This window comes from Nocardia sp. NPDC059240 (assembly GCF_042753865.1).
In the GTDB taxonomy this organism is placed as follows: Bacteria; Actinomycetota; Actinomycetes; order Mycobacteriales; family Mycobacteriaceae; genus Nocardia.
In genome coordinates, this window is record NZ_JBHZAC010000008.1 from 13,536 (window position 1) to 29,879 (window position 16,344).

16 protein-coding genes are annotated in these 16,344 nt (G+C 68.0%); all 16 read right to left on the bottom strand.

Annotated features, from left to right (window positions below; all coding sequences use genetic code 11):
* Positions 1 to 54: 54 nt before the first annotated feature.
* A complete protein-coding gene (gene metK, locus ACFXHA_RS27485; RefSeq protein ID WP_379361655.1) occupies positions 55 to 1,269 on the bottom strand; it encodes a methionine adenosyltransferase in 1,215 nt (404 codons plus the stop codon).
* A 214-nt stretch (positions 1,270 to 1,483) separates the two neighbouring features.
* Complete coding sequence (gene coaBC, locus ACFXHA_RS27490; RefSeq protein WP_379361657.1) at positions 1,484 to 2,704, bottom strand: bifunctional phosphopantothenoylcysteine decarboxylase/phosphopantothenate--cysteine ligase CoaBC; 1,221 nt, start codon at positions 2,702 to 2,704, stop codon at positions 1,484 to 1,486.
* 7 nt (positions 2,705 to 2,711) lie between these two features.
* Positions 2,712 to 2,990 (bottom strand): DNA-directed RNA polymerase subunit omega, encoded by a 279-nt coding sequence (rpoZ, locus tag ACFXHA_RS27495; protein WP_033086942.1) that lies wholly within the window; start codon positions 2,988 to 2,990, stop codon positions 2,712 to 2,714.
* 107 nt (positions 2,991 to 3,097) lie between these two features.
* Complete coding sequence (gmk, locus tag ACFXHA_RS27500; RefSeq protein WP_379361659.1) at positions 3,098 to 3,682, bottom strand: guanylate kinase; 585 nt, start codon at positions 3,680 to 3,682, stop codon at positions 3,098 to 3,100.
* A 7-nt stretch (positions 3,683 to 3,689) separates the two neighbouring features.
* Positions 3,690 to 4,013: an integration host factor, actinobacterial type gene (gene mihF / locus ACFXHA_RS27505; protein WP_213556273.1), complete on the bottom strand. Its 324-nt coding sequence runs from the start codon at positions 4,011 to 4,013 to the stop codon at positions 3,690 to 3,692.
* Between the two features lie 588 nt (positions 4,014 to 4,601).
* On the bottom strand, positions 4,602 to 5,030 hold the full coding sequence (locus tag ACFXHA_RS27510) for a VOC family protein (protein ID WP_379361661.1): 429 nt from the start codon (positions 5,028 to 5,030) through the stop codon (positions 4,602 to 4,604).
* Between the two features lie 83 nt (positions 5,031 to 5,113).
* On the bottom strand, positions 5,114 to 5,743 hold the full coding sequence (locus tag ACFXHA_RS27515; RefSeq protein ID WP_379361663.1) for a LysE family translocator: 630 nt from the start codon (positions 5,741 to 5,743) through the stop codon (positions 5,114 to 5,116).
* Between the two features lie 44 nt (positions 5,744 to 5,787).
* Positions 5,788 to 6,636, bottom strand: a complete 849-nt coding sequence (locus ACFXHA_RS27520; RefSeq protein WP_379361665.1) for a patatin-like phospholipase family protein — start codon at positions 6,634 to 6,636, stop codon at positions 5,788 to 5,790.
* A 65-nt stretch (positions 6,637 to 6,701) separates the two neighbouring features.
* Positions 6,702 to 7,544 carry a patatin-like phospholipase family protein gene (locus tag ACFXHA_RS27525; RefSeq protein WP_379361667.1) on the bottom strand — a complete coding sequence of 281 codons (843 nt, stop codon included), beginning with the start codon at positions 7,542 to 7,544 and terminating at the stop codon, positions 6,702 to 6,704.
* Between the two features lie 102 nt (positions 7,545 to 7,646).
* Positions 7,647 to 8,471, bottom strand: coding sequence for an orotidine-5'-phosphate decarboxylase (gene pyrF, locus ACFXHA_RS27530; RefSeq protein ID WP_379361669.1), 825 nt, complete (start codon positions 8,469 to 8,471; stop codon positions 7,647 to 7,649).
* Positions 8,468 to 11,773 carry a carbamoyl-phosphate synthase large subunit gene (carB, locus tag ACFXHA_RS27535; protein WP_379361671.1) on the bottom strand — a complete coding sequence of 1,102 codons (3,306 nt, stop codon included), beginning with the start codon at positions 11,771 to 11,773 and terminating at the stop codon, positions 8,468 to 8,470. The genes pyrF and carB overlap by 4 nt, the downstream gene beginning before the upstream one ends.
* Positions 11,773 to 12,891: a glutamine-hydrolyzing carbamoyl-phosphate synthase small subunit gene (gene carA, locus ACFXHA_RS27540; protein WP_379361673.1), complete on the bottom strand. Its 1,119-nt coding sequence runs from the start codon at positions 12,889 to 12,891 to the stop codon at positions 11,773 to 11,775. Before carA ends, carB begins: the two co-directional genes overlap by 1 nt.
* A complete protein-coding gene (locus ACFXHA_RS27545) occupies positions 12,888 to 13,385 on the bottom strand; it encodes a transporter (protein ID WP_379361675.1) in 498 nt (165 codons plus the stop codon). The genes carA and ACFXHA_RS27545 overlap by 4 nt, the downstream gene beginning before the upstream one ends.
* Positions 13,386 to 13,414: 29 nt before the next feature.
* Positions 13,415 to 14,707, bottom strand: coding sequence for a dihydroorotase (locus ACFXHA_RS27550; RefSeq protein ID WP_379361677.1), 1,293 nt, complete (start codon positions 14,705 to 14,707; stop codon positions 13,415 to 13,417).
* Positions 14,704 to 15,669 (bottom strand): aspartate carbamoyltransferase catalytic subunit, encoded by a 966-nt coding sequence (locus ACFXHA_RS27555; protein ID WP_379361679.1) that lies wholly within the window; start codon positions 15,667 to 15,669, stop codon positions 14,704 to 14,706. Before ACFXHA_RS27555 ends, ACFXHA_RS27550 begins: the two co-directional genes overlap by 4 nt.
* On the bottom strand, positions 15,666 to 16,304 hold the full coding sequence (gene pyrR, locus ACFXHA_RS27560; protein WP_379361681.1) for a bifunctional pyr operon transcriptional regulator/uracil phosphoribosyltransferase PyrR: 639 nt from the start codon (positions 16,302 to 16,304) through the stop codon (positions 15,666 to 15,668). Before pyrR ends, ACFXHA_RS27555 begins: the two co-directional genes overlap by 4 nt.
* Between the last annotated feature and the right edge of the window lie 40 nt (positions 16,305 to 16,344).

Consider the following 16,344-nt stretch of genomic DNA (forward strand, 5'->3'; position numbering starts at 1 on the left):
GGAAGGGTTTTCCGTGCCCGACGCTCCCGTCGGAAAGAGTGGGGTGCCGGTCAATTACAGCCCGGCGGCCGCGCGCAGCTTCTCCGCGCGGTCGGTGCGCTCCCACGGCAGATCGACATCCGTGCGGCCGAAGTGGCCGTAGGCGGCGGTCGGCGCGTAGATCGGGCGCAGCAGGTCCAGGTCGCGAATGATCGCGCCGGGACGCAGGTCGAAGACCTCACCGATGGCGTCGGAGATCTTGATCGGGTCGATCAGCTCGGTGCCGAAGGTCTCCACGAACAGGCCGACCGGGGCGGCCTTGCCGATGGCGTAGGCGACCTGGACCTCGACGCGCTCGGCCAGGCCGGCCGCGACGACGTTCTTGGCGACCCAGCGCATGGCGTAGGCGGCCGAGCGGTCGACCTTCGACGGGTCCTTGCCGGAGAAGGCGCCGCCACCGTGGCGGGCCATGCCGCCGTAGGTGTCGACGATGATCTTGCGGCCGGTCAGGCCCGCGTCACCCATCGGGCCACCGAGAACGAACTTGCCGGTCGGGTTGACCAGCAGTCGGACGTTGGAGGTGTCCAACGGATTCGGCAGCTTCAGCTCGGCGAGCACCGAGTCGACGACCTTCTCGCGGATGTCCGGGGTCAGCAGGTTGTCGAGGTCGATGTCGGCCGCGTGCTGGGTCGAGATGACCACGGTGTCGAGGCGCTTGGGGATCGAGCCGTCGTATTCGATGGTGACCTGGGTCTTGCCGTCGGGACGCAGGTACGGCAGCACGCCGGACTTGCGGACCTCGGTCAGCCGGCGGGAGAGCTTGTGCGCCAGCGAGATCGGCAGCGGCATCAGCTCGGGGGTCTCGATGGTGGCGTAGCCGAACATCAGGCCCTGGTCGCCCGCGCCCTGACGCGCGATGTCATCGTCCTCGCCGCCGACGCGGGCCTCGTGCGAGGTGTCCACGCCCTGAGCGATATCCGGCGACTGCGCGCCGATGGCGACGTTCACGCCACAGGAGGCGCCGTCGAAACCCTTTGCCGAGGAGTCGTATCCGATCTCCAGGACCTTCTCGCGAACGATGGTCGGGATATCGGCGTAAGCGGTCGTGGTGACCTCACCGGCCACGTGCACCTGACCGGTGGTCACCAGGGTTTCCACCGCGACCCGGCTGCGCGGATCGGCCGCGAGCAACGCGTCGAGGATGGAATCGCTGATGGCATCACAGATTTTGTCGGGGTGACCTTCGGTGACCGACTCACTGGTGAATAGGCGGCTGCCAGACGTGCGCACAGTTCTTCCCTCTCCCTCAACGGGTTCTCGTATCGGGGTGCGACAGTAGCGTCTCCGCGCCATCGCACAACCCTTTGTCTCAGGTTATTCCAATATGTGCGTCACAGGGGCGGGCTGCCACCATGACGAACACATTGTGACTCAGACAGTTGTCGACCCGCGTCTGCCTATCAGACGCGGGCGTCAACCGCCTGAACCCTGCGGTGCCGAGGCTTCAGCGGAGCAAGGGGCCGAGTGCGTCGAGCACTCGGCTGGCCAAAAGCGCCTTGGACCCGTGGTCCAGGGCGATCTCGGTGCCATCGGCACCGAGCAACCAGCCGTCGTTGGTATCGACCTCGAAGGCCTTACCCTCCCCGACGGCGTTCACGACCAGCAGGTCGCAGCCTTTGCGGGCGAGCTTGGCCCGGGCGTGGGTGAGCACATCCGCGTGCTCGTCCCCGGTCTCGGCGGCGAAGCCGACGATCGCGGTGCCCGGAAGGTGCCCGTCTCGACGGGCCTGTACCAACCCGGCCAGGATATCCGGTGTCTTGGCGAGTGCGATCGAATCCGGTTCTCCCGCACCCTTTTTGATTTTAGCCGCCGCCACGTTGATGGGGCGGAAGTCGGCCACCGCCGCGGCCATGATGACCGCGTCCGCGCCGAGGGCGTGCTTGTCGACGGCCACCTTCAGCTGTTCGGCGGTGGTCACGTGGACCACCTCGACCGCCGCGGGAGCGTCGAGTCCGATGGTATTGCCCGCGATCAGCGTCACCTGCGCGCCACGCTGGGCGGCCAGGCGAGCGACTGCGTAGCCCTGCTTGCCGGAGCTCCGATTGCCAAGGAAGCGAACGGGATCCAGCGGCTCGCGGGTGCCGCCGGCGGTGACGACCACGCGGCGACCCTCGAGGTCGCGCGGCAGCGCGTCGGCGCGTTCGAGCAGCAGCCGGGCCAGACCGAAGATCTCCTCCGGCTCGGGCAGCCGACCCGGACCGGTATCGGTTCCGGTGAGGCGACCCGAGGCGGGTTCCATCACGACCGCGCCGTGCGCACGCAGCGTCGCCACGTTCGCGCGGGTGGCCGGGTGCTCCCACATCTCGGTATGCATGGCCGGCGCGAACAGGATCGGACATCGCGCGGTCAACAGCGTGGCGGTGAGCAGATCGTCGGCGCGACCCTGCGCGACGCGGGCCATCAGGTCCGCGGTCGCCGGGGCGATGACGACCAGGTCGGCCTCCTGGCCGAGGCGCACGTGCGGCACCTGCGGCACATCGGCGAAGACACCGGTGTGCACGGGATGTCCGGACAGCGCCTCGAAGGTGGCCTTGCCGACGAAGTTCAACGCCGACTCGGTGGGAATGACACGAACCTCGTGCCCGGTTTCGGTGAACCGGCGCACGAGGTTGCAGCTCTTGTAGGCGGCGATACCGCCGCCGACTCCGACGACGACTCGGGTCACCGCGGTTTTACTCGCCTTCGGAGTGCTCGAGCAGGTCGGCGTGGATCTCGCGCATCGCCACCGACAGCGGCTTCTCCTGCAGACCCGGCTCGACCAGCGGACCGACGTATTCGAGAATGCCGTCGCCGAGCTGGTTGTAGTAATCGTTGATCTGCCGGGCACGCTTGGCCGCGTAGATGACCAGCGCGTACTTGGACGAAGTCCGCTCCAGCAGTTCGTCGATCGGCGGGTTGGTGAGGCCGACCGGAGTGTCGTAGGCGGGAACGGTCTTGATGTCCGTACTCACTAGGAAGGCTCCTGCGGGGTTGTTCGGAAGGGGGCTATCGGCCCCGTCTGCTGTCTGATCGATCGAGACAGAGACGGGCCGATGGTCGGTTTCGTCGGTTTTGCGACCTACGATCCCGAATTTGTGCTAACGAACAACGATACCAACTGCTCACAGGCGGTGGTCACGTGGTCGTTCACGATGACGATGTCGAACTCGTCACATGCCGCCAATTCGGTGCGCGCCGTCTGCAGACGACGCTCGATCACCTCGGGCGATTCCGTCCCGCGTGACGTCAGGCGGGACACCAGCTCATCCCAGCTGGGCGGGGCCAGGAAGACCAGTTTGGCCTCCGGCATCGTCTTGCGGATCGAGCGCGCGCCCTCGAGGTCTACCTCGATCAGGACGTGATGCCCTGTGGCGAGCGCTTCCCGCACGGGTGCGGCCGGGGTGCCCGACCGCTGCAGTCCACCGTGGATATCGGCCCATTCGAGCAGTTCGCCGTCGTCGATCATGGCGTCGAACTTTTCGCGGGTGACGAATCGGTAGTCCTGACCGTCGACCTCCCCGGGCCGCGGAGCCCGGGTGGTGGCCGACACACTGAATACCAATTCGGGCAGTCGTTCGCGCACGCAGCGCACGACAGTGGACTTACCGACGGCCGAGGGGCCGACCAGAACAACCAGTCGACCCTTCCGAGTGTGTTCGACCACCCTCGGATTAATCGGCGCTGAAGTCGAACCGGGCCAGCAGCGCCTTACGCTGCCGGTCGCCCAGTCCGCGCAGGCGGCGGGTGGGAGCGATCTCGAGCTCGCTCATGATTTCGGCCGCCTTGACCTTGCCAACCTTCGGCAGAGCCTCGAGCAGCGCCGAAACCTTCATCTTGCCGAGAACTTCGTCCTTCTCGGCATCGGCCAGGACCGTCTTCAGATCGGTACCGCCACGCTTCAGACGCTCCTTGAGCTCCGCCCGAGCGCGGCGAGCGGCAGCCGCCTTCTCCAAAGCAGCGGCGCGCTGCTCGTCAGTCAGCTGGGGAAGGGCCACGGTTCCTCCGTCTCATCGTTCATTGCTTGATCTACCTCCGGTAACCCGGTGGTCTCAGCGACCGTACCCACGACGCCTGCCGATTGCGAACCCACCCCCCAGGTCAGCGCGTGATTCGGCGCGCGACCCGGCCGGATGCACGGCCGCGCGGGCCGTCTCGAAGCGGCTCCCGAGCTCCGTTCGGGGGTGCCGCGAATATCCTTGCAGCCAGGGGTTTTTCGCGAACTTGACAGGGCTCGCGGGAGGCCGGACTGGCCCCGGATGAAACCGTGACCGAGCTGTAATCTCGCGACCTGGATTTTTCTTGGATTTCTCGGCGTGTCGTTCGAATCCGTACCGCGTGTCGCACCTCACGACAGCCGTTCGCTACAGCGATGAAACACACAATTCCGACATGGTTCCGGTGCAGGTAGGGCAGGGTGTGGGGCCCCGGATTACCGCCAGGACCGCCTGTTTCGGGCCCTGGCGGACACGCTCGCGCGCGAAACCGGGGTCGAGCGACACACTCACCGCCACGGCGACGGCGGCGGTGAGACGAGCGATCAGGACAAGCGTTCGATCTGTTCGCGCTGGGCGAACACGCGAAACTCAGTCGTCGTACTGGCAGAACTCGATGAGCGTGCCCTCGGGAGCGCGCACGTGTGCCACGCGCATGCCCCAGGCAGGCTGATCGACGGGCTCGGCGACGATCTGCGCACCGCGCTCGCGCACGACGGCGACGGACTTGTCGACGTCCGCGACGCGCAGCACCACGACCACGCCGTCGACGCCGTCGCGCGGACGATGCTCGGCGCCGATGGCGGCGTCCTGATAGGCGCGGGTGAACAGCGCGAGATCGCGGCCGTCGAGGCTGAAGCAGGCGTACGGGCCGTCGTCGGATTCCGGTACGTCGCCGGGGGTTTCGTGCTTCAGGGCCAGACCGAGCACCTCGCGATAGAAGCGATAGCTGGGCGCGAAATCGTCCACCAGGACGCGGGTCTGGGCGTAGGAGACGAGGCCGAGGGCGGCATCGGACATGAGAAATCCCACCTTTCTACCGAGCGGTCCGGTTCAGCGTAATGCGCGGCAGAAGAGCGGGTGTCACACGTTCAGGGATGGAATCAGTTGCTTTCCATGGCGATTCGCAGCCCGAGGCCGACCATGAAGGTGCCCATGGCGGCGTCGAGCGCGCGGCGCACCCGGCGGCGGGTGAACACCTGCCGCAGCGCGCCCACCCCGAAGGCCAGGGTCACGAACCAGAGCAGATTGGCGACCGTGCACACCATGGCCAGTTCCAGGGTGCCGAGCGCGGAGGGGTGCGCGGGCAGGAACTGCGGGACCAGGGCGATGAAGAACACGGCGCACTTGGGGTTCAGCAGATTGGTGAGCAGGCCCTGCCGGAACGCGACCGGCGTGGCGCGGCGATTCGCCGCGGCCTCCGGGTCGGGCCGGTAGTCCCCGCGCCGGGCGGCCAGCAGGGCGCGAATCCCGATGAACGCCAGATAGATCGCGCCGACCAGCTTCACCACCGTGTACGCCTCGGCCGACGCCGCCAGCAGCCCGGCCACGCCGACCGCGGTCACCAGCGCCCACACGAACACGCCCACCGCGATGCCGCCCGCACTCGCGACGCCGGCGCGGCGGCCCGAGACCACCGAATTCCGCAGCACGATCAGGAAATCCGGCCCGGGCGACATGGAGCCGAGCACGATCACCCCGGCCAGCGTGAGAATCTCGGTGAGCGACAGCACCCGGCCAGCCTACGCGGCGACCGGATACCGATTTCGGGTTCGATTCAGGCGGTGGGCCAGAAGTCCTTCAAGCCCGGAGCGGCTTCCCCGCCCTGCCGCAGACCCGCTTCGTAGGCGGGCTCGAGGGCGGCGGCATTGAACAGATCGAGGCCGTAGGCGGCGATCGCGTCGGCGTCGGGGACGATGAAAGATGTTGCCGCGCCGCCCAGGTCACGGTCGGAGGGAACGTGCGGAAACAGGTGCGCGAGGGGCTCGATGATCAGGATGCGTTCGGCGCCGGCGGCCAGGTCGGCATTGATGGGTGAGCGCATGCCGCCGTCGATGTAGAAGTCGCCGTCGATCGGAATGGGCGGGAAGACACCGGGAACCGAGGTGCTCGACGCCAATGCCTCGGGCAGGGTGGCCTTGCCGTCGGGCGTCCACACCTGCAGGTCGCCGGTGGTGACGCTGACGGCGGTGATCCGCAGATCGCGTTGCGGCCAGGCCACATTGCCGACGAAGCCGCCGATGCGGGCGATGTGGGCGGCCGGGTCGCCGACGTTCATCTCGAGAGCGCGCGCACCAACGCGGCGGCGGGCCTCGGCGGGATCCAGTCCGGGCGTGGCCAGCAGGCCCAGGATCTCGCCGAAGCTGTTCGGGTCGAACTCGATCGGCTCCAGGTCGGAGTCGGGGCCGGGGCGACGCAGCAGCAGCGTCAGATCGACCTCGGCGGCCAGCGCCGCGCCGACGACCGCACCCGCGGAGGTGCCGACGATGCGTTCGGCCAGCGCGGTGTCGATGCCGTGCTCACGCAGGCCGATGACGACGCCTGCCATCCAGCTCAGGCCGACCGCGCCACCCCCTCCGAGCACGAGGGCATGACCAATTCCGTTGGGCGGTACCGCGGCAGACATGCCGCCACTGTAACCGCTCAACCGACGAAGCGGAGAGGGATCCTCCGATAGCGGTGGGTATCGGGTCAGGCGCTCGGCCACACCCCGCGCAGGCGCTCGGCGACCTCGGCCGCCTGCCGCCAACCGGCGTCGTAGGCGAGCCGCAACCCGGCATGATCCCAGACATTGGGATCCATGAGCGGCTTGGCCTCATCGTCGGGCACCACGAAAATCACCGTGGCATCGCCCAATTCGCTGTCCGACTGCGCATGCGGGAACAGGCCGGCCATCGGCTCCACGATGACGATGACCTCCGCGCCCGCGGCCAGACCCGCATTGATCGGCGAGATCAGGCCGCCGTCGAGGTAGTAGGTCCCGTCTACGGGAATGGGCGGGAAGACGCCCGGCGCGGCGGTGCTCGACGCGACAGCCTCCGCGAGGGTGGCCTTGCCGTCGGGGAACCAGGTGTGCAGGCCGCCGGTGCTGACATCGGCGGCGGTGATGACCAGATCGCGATCCGGCCAGCCGGTCGCGCCCAGCGTCCGCGACATGCGTGCGATGTGCTCGGCAGGCTGGCCGACGTTCATCTCGAGGGCGAGTTCGCCGATGCGGCGGCGACTCTCGTCCGGACCCAGCCCGAGACCGGCCACGGTGGCGATGATCCGCCGCAAACCCGAAGCGTCCGGCGGCGCGTCGGGACCGGCCCCGGTCGTCCCCGCCACCAGTGCGACCAGGTCGACCTCGTTGGCCAGATTGGCCGCCACCACCGCACCCGCGGAGGTGCCGACGAACCGGTCCGCACGCGACAGGTCGATGCCGAGCTCTCGGAGCCCGACCGCCAGACCGGTCATCCAGCGGATGCCGACGCCACCACCGCCGCCGAGTACGAGTGCATTGCGAAATCCATTGGGCGACACTGGAGAAGACATGCCGCCACTGTAACCACAAATTCCGCCGGGCCGGTGGAGCGTGCCGAAACGCCTCGGGGCACCGGAATCGATCCGATGCCCCGAGGTGTGCAGTGCGGTGAATCAGTGCTGCAGGAAGGCGAATTCGGCTTGCAGTTCGGCCACCTTGTGTTCGAGAGCGGCGACGGTCGGGCCTGCCTTGAGGACCTCGCGGGAGACGTTCGGCAGGACTGCGCCGAGGTCGTTTGCGGGGACCAGGTTGCGGATGGAGTCCGCTCCCCCGCCCTGGGCGCCGACGCCGGGCATGAGGATGGGGCCGTTGAGCTTGCTCAGGTCCGGGACCTTGTCCAGGGTCGCGCCGATCACCACGCCGACGGAACCGAATTCGGTTCCGGCGTTCGCGGTGGCCGCGTCGTCGACCATGCGCTGGGCGATGGTGCGGCCGTCGGGTCCGGTGATGTTCTGCAGCTCCACGCCCTCCGGATTGGAGGTGGCGGCGAGGACGAACACTCCGCGGCCGTTCGCCTTGGCGAGGTCGAGGGCCGGTGTGAGGGAGCCGAATCCGAGGTACGGCGAGATGGTGACCGCGTCGGTGCCCAAAGGCCCGTCGGCGAGCCAGGCGTGGGCGTAGGCGTCCATGGTGGAGCCGATGTCGCCGCGCTTGGCGTCGGCGAGCACCAGGGTGCCCGCCTCACGCAGTGCGGAGATCGTCTCCTCCAGCACCATGATTCCGGCCGAACCGTAGGTCTCGAAGAACGCGACCTGCGGTTTGACCAGTGCCACCTTGCCCGCGAAGGCGCGCACGCAGGCGTCGGCGAACTTCGCCACGCCCGCGGCGTCCTCGGTCAGGCCCCAGGCCCGCAGCAGCGGCGGATGCGGGTCGATGCCGACGCACAGCGGACCGTGCTCGCGCATCGATTCCCGCAGCCGCACACCGAAGCTGGTCATCCGCGCAGCACCGCGTGGAGTTCCTGCAGGGAGCGCACGCCGATGCCGCCGCGAATGGTGGCCTCGATGCCCTGCACGGCCGCGGCCGCACCCTGCACGGTGGTGATGCACGGGATGTTCGCACCGACTGCGGCGGTGCGGATCTCGTAGCCGTCCACGCGCGGACCGTTGTTGCCGTACGGGGTGTTGAAGACGATGTCGACCTCCCCGTCCTTGATCATGTCCACGATGCTGGGCTGGTCGGCGGCCTCGTCGGAGTGCTTGCGCACCTGCTCGCAGGGAATACCGTTGCGGCGCAGCATTTCCGCGGTGCCCTCGGTGGCGAGGATGCGGAAGCCGAGGTCGTGCAGGCGCTTGACCGGGAACACCATGGCGCGCTTGTCGCGGTTGGCGATCGAGACGAAGGCGGCGCCTTCGGTCGGCAGCGAACCGTAGGAGGCGGTCTGCGACTTGGCGAATGCGGTGCCGAAGTCGGCGTCGATGCCCATGACCTCACCGGTGGACTTCATCTCCGGGGAGAGCAGCGAGTCGATGCCGCTGCCGTCGGGCCGCTTGAAGCGGTGGAACGGCAGGACCGCTTCCTTGACCGCGACGGGGGCGTCGATCGGCACGGTGCCGCCGTCGCCCTCGGCCGGGAGCAGGCCTTCCTTGCGGAGTTCGGCGATGCTGGCGCCCAAGGCGATTCGCGCCGCCGCCTTGGCGAGGGGCACCGCGGTGGCCTTGGAGACGAACGGCACGGTGCGGCTGGCGCGCGGGTTGGCCTCGAGGACGTAGAGCACATCGTCCTTGAGCGCGTACTGCACGTTCAGCAGGCCCTTGACGCCGATGCCCTTGGCGAGCGCGGTGGTCGAGCGGCGCACGGCCTCGATATCGCTGCGGCCCAGGGTGATCGGGGGCAGGGCGCACGCCGAGTCACCGGAGTGGATACCGGCTTCTTCGATGTGCTCCATGACTCCGCCGAGGTAGACCTCTTCGCCGTCGCACAGGGCGTCGACGTCGATCTCGATGGCGTCTTCCAGGAACCGGTCGATGAGCACCGGGCGATCCGGGCTGATGTCGGTGGCGCGGGAGATGTAGCCCTCGAGGGTGGCCTCGTCGTAGACGATCTCCATGCCGCGGCCGCCCAGCACGTAGGACGGGCGCACCAGCACCGGGTAGCCGATCTCGGCGGCGATCTTCTTGGCCGCGGTGAAGGTGGTGGCGGTGCCGTACTTCGGAGCCGGAAGACCCGCGGCGACAAGGACATCACCGAATTCGGCGCGATCCTCGGCCAGGTCGATGGCGGCGGCGGAGGTGCCGACCACGGGCACGCCCGCGTCCGTCAGCTTCTGGGCGAGACCCAGCGGGGTCTGACCGCCGAGCTGGCAGATGACGCCGACGACGGTGCCGGACTCGGTCTCCGCGTGGTACACCTCGAGCACGTCCTCGAAGGTGAGCGGCTCGAAGTAGAGACGATCGGCGGTGTCGTAGTCGGTGGAGACGGTCTCGGGGTTGCAGTTGACCATGACGGTCTCGTAGCCCGCATCCGAAAGCGTCTGCGCCGCATGCACACACGAGTAGTCGAACTCGATGCCCTGACCGATGCGGTTGGGACCCGAACCCAGGATGAGCACCTTCTCGCGCTCACGCTGCGGGGCCACCTCGGATTCGGCGGCGGGATCCAGCTCGTAGGCCGAGTAGTGGTACGGGGTCTTGGCCTCGAACTCGGCGGCGCAGGTGTCGACGGTCTTGAACACCGGGCGGATCTGCAGGCGGTGACGCAGTGCGCGCACCCCGTCCTCGCCCGCGAGTTCCGGTCGCAGCGCGGCGATCTGGCGATCGGACAGGCCGTAGTGCTTGGCGGTGCGCAGCAGCGGCTCGTCGAGTACGGCGGCGTCGAGGATCTCCTGACGCAGCTCGACCAGGGCGGCGACCTCGGCCACGAACCACGGGTCGATGCCCGAAGCCTTGGCGGTGTCCTCGATGCTCGCGCCCAGGCGCAGCGCCCGCTCCACCTGGTAGATGCGGCCCTCGGTCGGGGTGCGCAGATCCTCGAGGATGGCCTCGACGTCGGTCCAGTCGCCGTCGGGCTGGGTCCAGAAGCCGGTGGCCTTGGTCTCCAGCGAGCGCAGCACCTTGCCGAGTGCCTCGGAGAAGTTGCGGCCCATCGACATTGCCTCGCCGACCGACTTCATGGTGGTGGTCAGCGTCGGGTCCGCGCCCACGAACTTCTCGAACGCGAACCGCGGGGCCTTGACGACCACGTAGTCCAGGGTCGGCTCGAAGCAGGCCGGGGTTTCCCCGGTGATGTCGTTGACGATCTCGTCCAGGGTGTAGCCGATGGCCAGCTTGGCGGCGATCTTGGCGATCGGGAAACCCGTTGCCTTGGAAGCCAACGCGGACGAGCGCGACACGCGCGGGTTCATCTCGATGACGATGAGGCGGCCGTCGGCCGGGTCCACCGCGAACTGGATGTTGCAGCCGCCGGTGTCGACGCCGACCTCGCGCAGGATGTCGATGCCGAGATCGCGCATCTTCTGGTATTCGCGGTCGGTGAGGGTCATGGCCGGGGCGACGGTGACCGAGTCACCGGTGTGCACGCCCATCGGGTCCACGTTCTCGATCGAGCAGACGATGACCACATTGTCGTTGCGGTCGCGCATGAGCTCGAGCTCGAATTCCTTCCAGCCCAGGATGGATTCCTCGATGAGCACGTTCGCGGTCGGCGAGGCAGCGAGGCCGCCACCGGCGATGCGATCGAGATCGTCGTGGTTGTAGGCCATGCCCGAGCCCAGGCCGCCCATGGTGAACGACGGGCGCACGACCACCGGGAAACCCAGTTCGGCGACGGTGTCGCGGACCTCGGCCATGGTGTAGCAGACCTTGGAGCGCGCGGACTCACCGCCGACCTTGGCGACGATGTCCTTGAACTTCTGGCGGTCCTCACCACGCTGGATGGCCTCGAAGTCCGCGCCGATCAGCTCGACGTTGTACTTCTCCAGGATGCCGTTGTCGTGCAGGGCGACAGCGCAATTGAGCGCGGTCTGCCCGCCCAGGGTCGCGAGAATCGCGTCGGGACGCTCCTTGGCGATGACCTTCTCGACGAATTCCCAGGTGATCGGCTCGACATAGGTCGCGTCCGCGAACTCCGGGTCGGTCATGATGGTCGCCGGGTTGGAGTTCACCAGCGACACGCGCAGACCCTCGGACCGCAGGACGCGACACGCCTGGGTTCCCGAGTAGTCGAACTCGCAAGCCTGGCCGATGACGATCGGGCCCGAGCCGATCACCAGGATGTGGTTGAGGTCGGTACGGCGTGGCATCAGGCACCTTCCATCAGCATGGCGAAACGGTCGAAGAGGTAGGCGGCGTCGTGGGGACCGGCCGCGGCCTCGGGGTGGTACTGCACGGAGAAGGCGCGGCCGCTCACCAGCTGCACACCCTCGACGACACCGTCGTTGGCGCACACGTGGGAGACCTCGGCCTTACCGAACGGGGTGTCGAACACCTCGCCGCGCTCGCCTTCCAGGGCGAAGCCGTGGTTCTGGGCGGTGATCGAGATGCGGCCCGAATGATGTTCGATGACCGGCACATTGATGCCGCGGTGGCCGAACTTCATCTTGTAGGTGTTGCGCCCGAAGGCGCGGCCCAGGATCTGGTTGCCGAAGCAGATGCCGAACAGCGGGATGTCCTCGCCCAGCACCTGCTGGGTGAGGGCCACCATGGCGTCCTGGGTGGCCGGGTCACCGGGACCGTTCGACAGGAACACCCCGTTGGGGTTGAGTTCCTTGATCTGGTCGAAGGTGACGTTCGACGGCACCACGTGCACCCGCATGCCGCGCTGGGCGAACATGCGCGGGGTGTTGGACTTGATGCCCAGGTCGACCGCGACGACGGTGAAGCGGTGCTCGCCGACCGGGTCGACGGTGTACATCTCATCGGTGGAGACCTCGGCGGCGAGGTCCGCGCCCAGCATGGAGGCCTGCCCGTTGACCCGCGCCAGCATGTCCTCGTACTCGGTCAGCGACGCACCGGAGAAGATGCCCGCCTTCATGGAGCCGCGAGTGCGCAAGTGCCGCACCAGGGCCCGGGTGTCGATGCCCGCGATGCCGACGACGTTCTGGTTCTCCAGCTCGGTCTGCAGGGTGCGGTTGCTGCGCCAGTTGGAGGCGCGGCGCGCGGGGTCACGCACGGCGTATCCGGCGACCCAGATCTTGCCGGACTCGTCGTCCTCGTCGTTCCAGCCGGTGTTGCCGATCTGCGGCGCGGTGGCCACCACGATCTGGCGGTCGTAGCTGGGGTCGGTCAGGGTCTCCTGGTACCCGGTCATGGCGGTGCAGAACACCGCCTCGCCCAAGGTTTCTCCGACAGCGCCGAAGGTCGATCCGCGGAATACACGGCCGTCCTCGAGCACCATCACTGCGGTATCGCCGCTGCTCATGCCTCGTCTCCCGTCTTCGTTGCTGCGGTCCATGCCGGGTACACCGCCTTGTCATCGCCGCGGAAACCGGTATCCACCTCGGTCCCGGTCGGCAATGTCCAGCGAATCACCAGCACACCGTCTTCGGTCATAACCTTGCCCGCGTGCCCGCGCTCGGCGCGCACTGCGGTAATGGATTCCTGGGGAATCCAGATCGTTGCCGCGCCATCCCTTTCGAGGAGGATGCCGCGCTCGAATCGTGTGAGTTCCGCCGTGGCGCGGAAACCCAGATCACCCACCGTGATTCGCTGAATCCAGCTGGGGGCCAGGGTGCTGCCGAGGTAGAGGCCCGTGGTCGGCTCCAGCAGCTGCGCACCGCAGTCGCCGGGGATAGGGGGCAGGTCACCGATCGCACCGGCCTGCTTCTTGGCCCGACTGGTCCAAGCCCAGTACATGAGCTCCAGGCACAGCGCGAACAGCACCAGCAATCCCACCACTTGCAGTGTGCGTTCCATTACGGTCCTCCTCGGTACCCCACCCGCCGCTAACCGGCGACGATCTTGCCGTCCCGGGCGGTGGCCTTGCCGCGCAGGAAGGTGGCGGTCACCTTCGCGGGCAGGGTCATCGCCTGGAACGGGGTGTTGCGGGCGATCGAGGCCAATTCCTTGGCTTCGACCGTCCATTCGGCGGCCGGGTCGATCAGCACCACGTTCGCGGGCTCGCCGACCGCGAGGGGTCGGCCCTGATCGTCCAGGCCCACGATCGCGGCCGGGTTCTCGCTCATGACCTTGGCGACACCGCGCCAGTCGAGCAGGCCCGGCTTGACCATGGTCTCCACGATGATCGACAGCGCGGTCTCCAAGCCGAGCATGCCGGGACGGGCGGCCGCGAATTCGCAGCACTTGTCCTGATCGGCGTGCGGGGCGTGGTCGGTGGCGACACAGTCGATGACACCGTCGGCCAGCGCTCGGCGCAGCGCGGCCACGTCGGAGGTCTCGCGCAGCGGCGGGTTCACCTTGTTGACTGCGTCGTAGGTCTCCAGGCGCGAGTCGTCCAGCAGCAGATGATGCGGGGTGACCTCGGCGGTGATCGAAATACCTTGCGCCTTGGCCCATTTCAGCAGTTCGACGGTGCCCGCGGTGGAGGCGTGGCAGATGTGCACGCGTGCACCGGCGTCGCGGGCCAGCAGTGCGTCGCGAGCCACGATGGATTCCTCGGCGGCGCGCGGCCAGCCGGCCAGGCCCAGGCGGGCGGCGTTCGGACCCTCGTGTGCGACAGCGCCCTTGGTCAGGCGCGGCTCCTCGGCGTGCTGCGCGATGAGCACTCCGAGGGAGTTCGCGTATTCCAGTGCGCGGCGCATGATCAGCGGGTCGTAGACGCACATGCCGTCGTCGGAGAACATGCGCACCTGACCGAGACCGGCTGCCATGGTGCCCATTTCGGCGAGCTGCTTGCCCTCGAGGCCGACGGTGACGGCACCCACCGGGTACACGTCGACCAGGCCGACCTCCTGGCCGCGCTTCCACACGTGGTCGGTGATGACCGCATTGTCGGCGACCGGGCTGGTGTTGGCCATGGCGAAGACCGCCGTGTAGCCACCGAGAGCCGCTGCGGCGGAACCGGTTTCGATGGTCTCGGTGTCTTCACGACCCGGCTCGCGCAGATGCGTGTGCATATCGATGAAGCCGGGAAGCAGGAACTGCCCGGTGCCGTCGACGATTTCGGCGTCGTCGGCTTTCAGGCCCGCGCCGATCTCGCGGATCTCGCCGTCGGCGAGCAGCACGTCGACCGCTTCACCTTCGCCGTACAGACGGACATTCTTGATCAGGACGCTCATGCCACCACCTCGTCGGTTCCGACCAGCAGGCGGAACAGCACCGCCATGCGCATATGGACACCGTTGTTGACCTGTTGCAGCACCGCCGCTTTCGGGGAGTCGGCCACGGTGAAACCGATCTCCATGCCGCGCAGCATCGGACCCGGATGCAGCACGACCGCGTGGTCGTCGAGCATGTTCAGGCGACGCTCGTTGAGCCCGTAGCGGATCGAGTACTCGCGCGCCGACGGGAAGAACCCGCCGTTCATGCGCTCGGCCTGCACGCGCAGCATCATGACCGCGTCCGCGCCCGGCAGTTCGGCGTCCAGGGAATCCGAGATCCGCACCGGCCAGGCTTCGACGCCGATCGGCAGCAGCGTGCGCGGCGCGACCAGTACCACCTCGGCACCGAGGGTGCTGAGCAGGAAGGCATTCGAGCGCGCGACCCGGCTGTGCAGGATGTCGCCGACCAGCACGACCCGCTTGCCCTCGAGGTCGCCGAGGCGCTGACGCAGGGTCAGCGCGTCCAGCAGCGCCTGGGTGGGGTGCTCGTGCATGCCGTCACCGGCATTGATGATCGCGGGGCCGGGACCGGCGTAACCGCTTGCGTCCTGGTCCATTTCGGCGAACCAGCGCGCGATCTGGTGTGCCGCGCCGGAAGCCGGGTGCCGCACGATGAGCGCGTCCGCGCCCGCCGCGTGCAGGGTCAGCGCGGTGTCGCGCAGCGATTCACCCTTGGAGACAGAGGAACTCGACGCGCTCACATTGATCACGTCGGCGCTCATCCACTTGCCCGCGACCTCGAAGGAGACCCGGGTGCGGGTGGAATTCTCGAAGAACGCGGTCATGACGGTGCGTCCGCGCAGCGTCGGCAGCTTCTTGACCTCGCGGCCCAGCAGCGCCTGCTCGAACCGCTCCGCCTCGTCCAGCAAACCCGTGGCCGCGTCCCGGTCCAGGTCGGTGACCGACAGCAGATGCTTCACTCGTTGTCACCTTCCTGACGCAGATAGACACCGTCGCGACCGTCGTGCTCGCGCAGCAGCACCGAGATGTCCTCGGTGCGGGCGGTGGGGACGTTCTTGCCGACATAGTCGGCGCGGATGGGGAGTTCGCGATGACCGCGATCGATCAGCACGGCGAGCTGCACCGCGCGCGGGCGCCCCAGATCGCGCAGCCCGTCCAGCGCGGAGCGGACGGTGCGGCCGGAGAACAGGACATCGTCGACCAGCACCACCAGCGCGTCCTCGATCCCACCCTCGGGCACCGAGGTGCGCTCGAGCGGACGATGCGGCTTGGAGCGCAGATCATCCCGATAAAGGGTGATATCCAGGGAACCCATCGCGGGGCGCACGCCGGAGAATTCCTCGATCCGGTTCGCCAGACGATGAGCGAGAGTGGTTCCGCGAGTGGGAATTCCGATCAGCACCACGCGGGCAAGCGTCGGGTCGCCGGAGTCCAGAGCCGTCTTCTCGATGATCTGGTGCGCCATGCGCGCGATCGTCCGGCCGACATCCGAATCCGAGAGCAGCTCACGCCCGGCCCCGACCTTGTCCGGGTCGTGCCGCTGCGAGAACTCGCCAGCGCTCGACTTGGCCGCCCTATCTTCGGGCACAGCCATGCCGACCTCCTTCCCCGCCTCACGGGACGGTCCGTTAAAG

Coding starts and splice junctions, on each gene's coding strand:
- ACFXHA_RS27525 (WP_379361667.1), bottom strand. CDS start 7,544: ATGTCTTCTCCAGTGTCGCCCAATGGATTTCGCAATGCACTCGTACTC.
- ACFXHA_RS27545 (WP_379361675.1), bottom strand. CDS start 13,385: ATGGAACGCACACTGCAAGTGGTGGGATTGCTGGTGCTGTTCGCGCTG.
- ACFXHA_RS27510 (WP_379361661.1), bottom strand. CDS start 5,030: ATGTCCGATGCCGCCCTCGGCCTCGTCTCCTACGCCCAGACCCGCGTC.
- ACFXHA_RS27520 (WP_379361665.1), bottom strand. CDS start 6,636: ATGTCTGCCGCGGTACCGCCCAACGGAATTGGTCATGCCCTCGTGCTC.
- pyrR (WP_379361681.1), bottom strand. CDS start 16,304: ATGGCTGTGCCCGAAGATAGGGCGGCCAAGTCGAGCGCTGGCGAGTTC.
- carB (WP_379361671.1), bottom strand. CDS start 11,773: ATGCCACGCCGTACCGACCTCAACCACATCCTGGTGATCGGCTCGGGC.
- ACFXHA_RS27550 (WP_379361677.1), bottom strand. CDS start 14,707: ATGAGCGTCCTGATCAAGAATGTCCGTCTGTACGGCGAAGGTGAAGCG.
- carA (WP_379361673.1), bottom strand. CDS start 12,891: ATGAGCAGCGGCGATACCGCAGTGATGGTGCTCGAGGACGGCCGTGTA.
- pyrF (WP_379361669.1), bottom strand. CDS start 8,471: ATGACCAGCTTCGGTGTGCGGCTGCGGGAATCGATGCGCGAGCACGGT.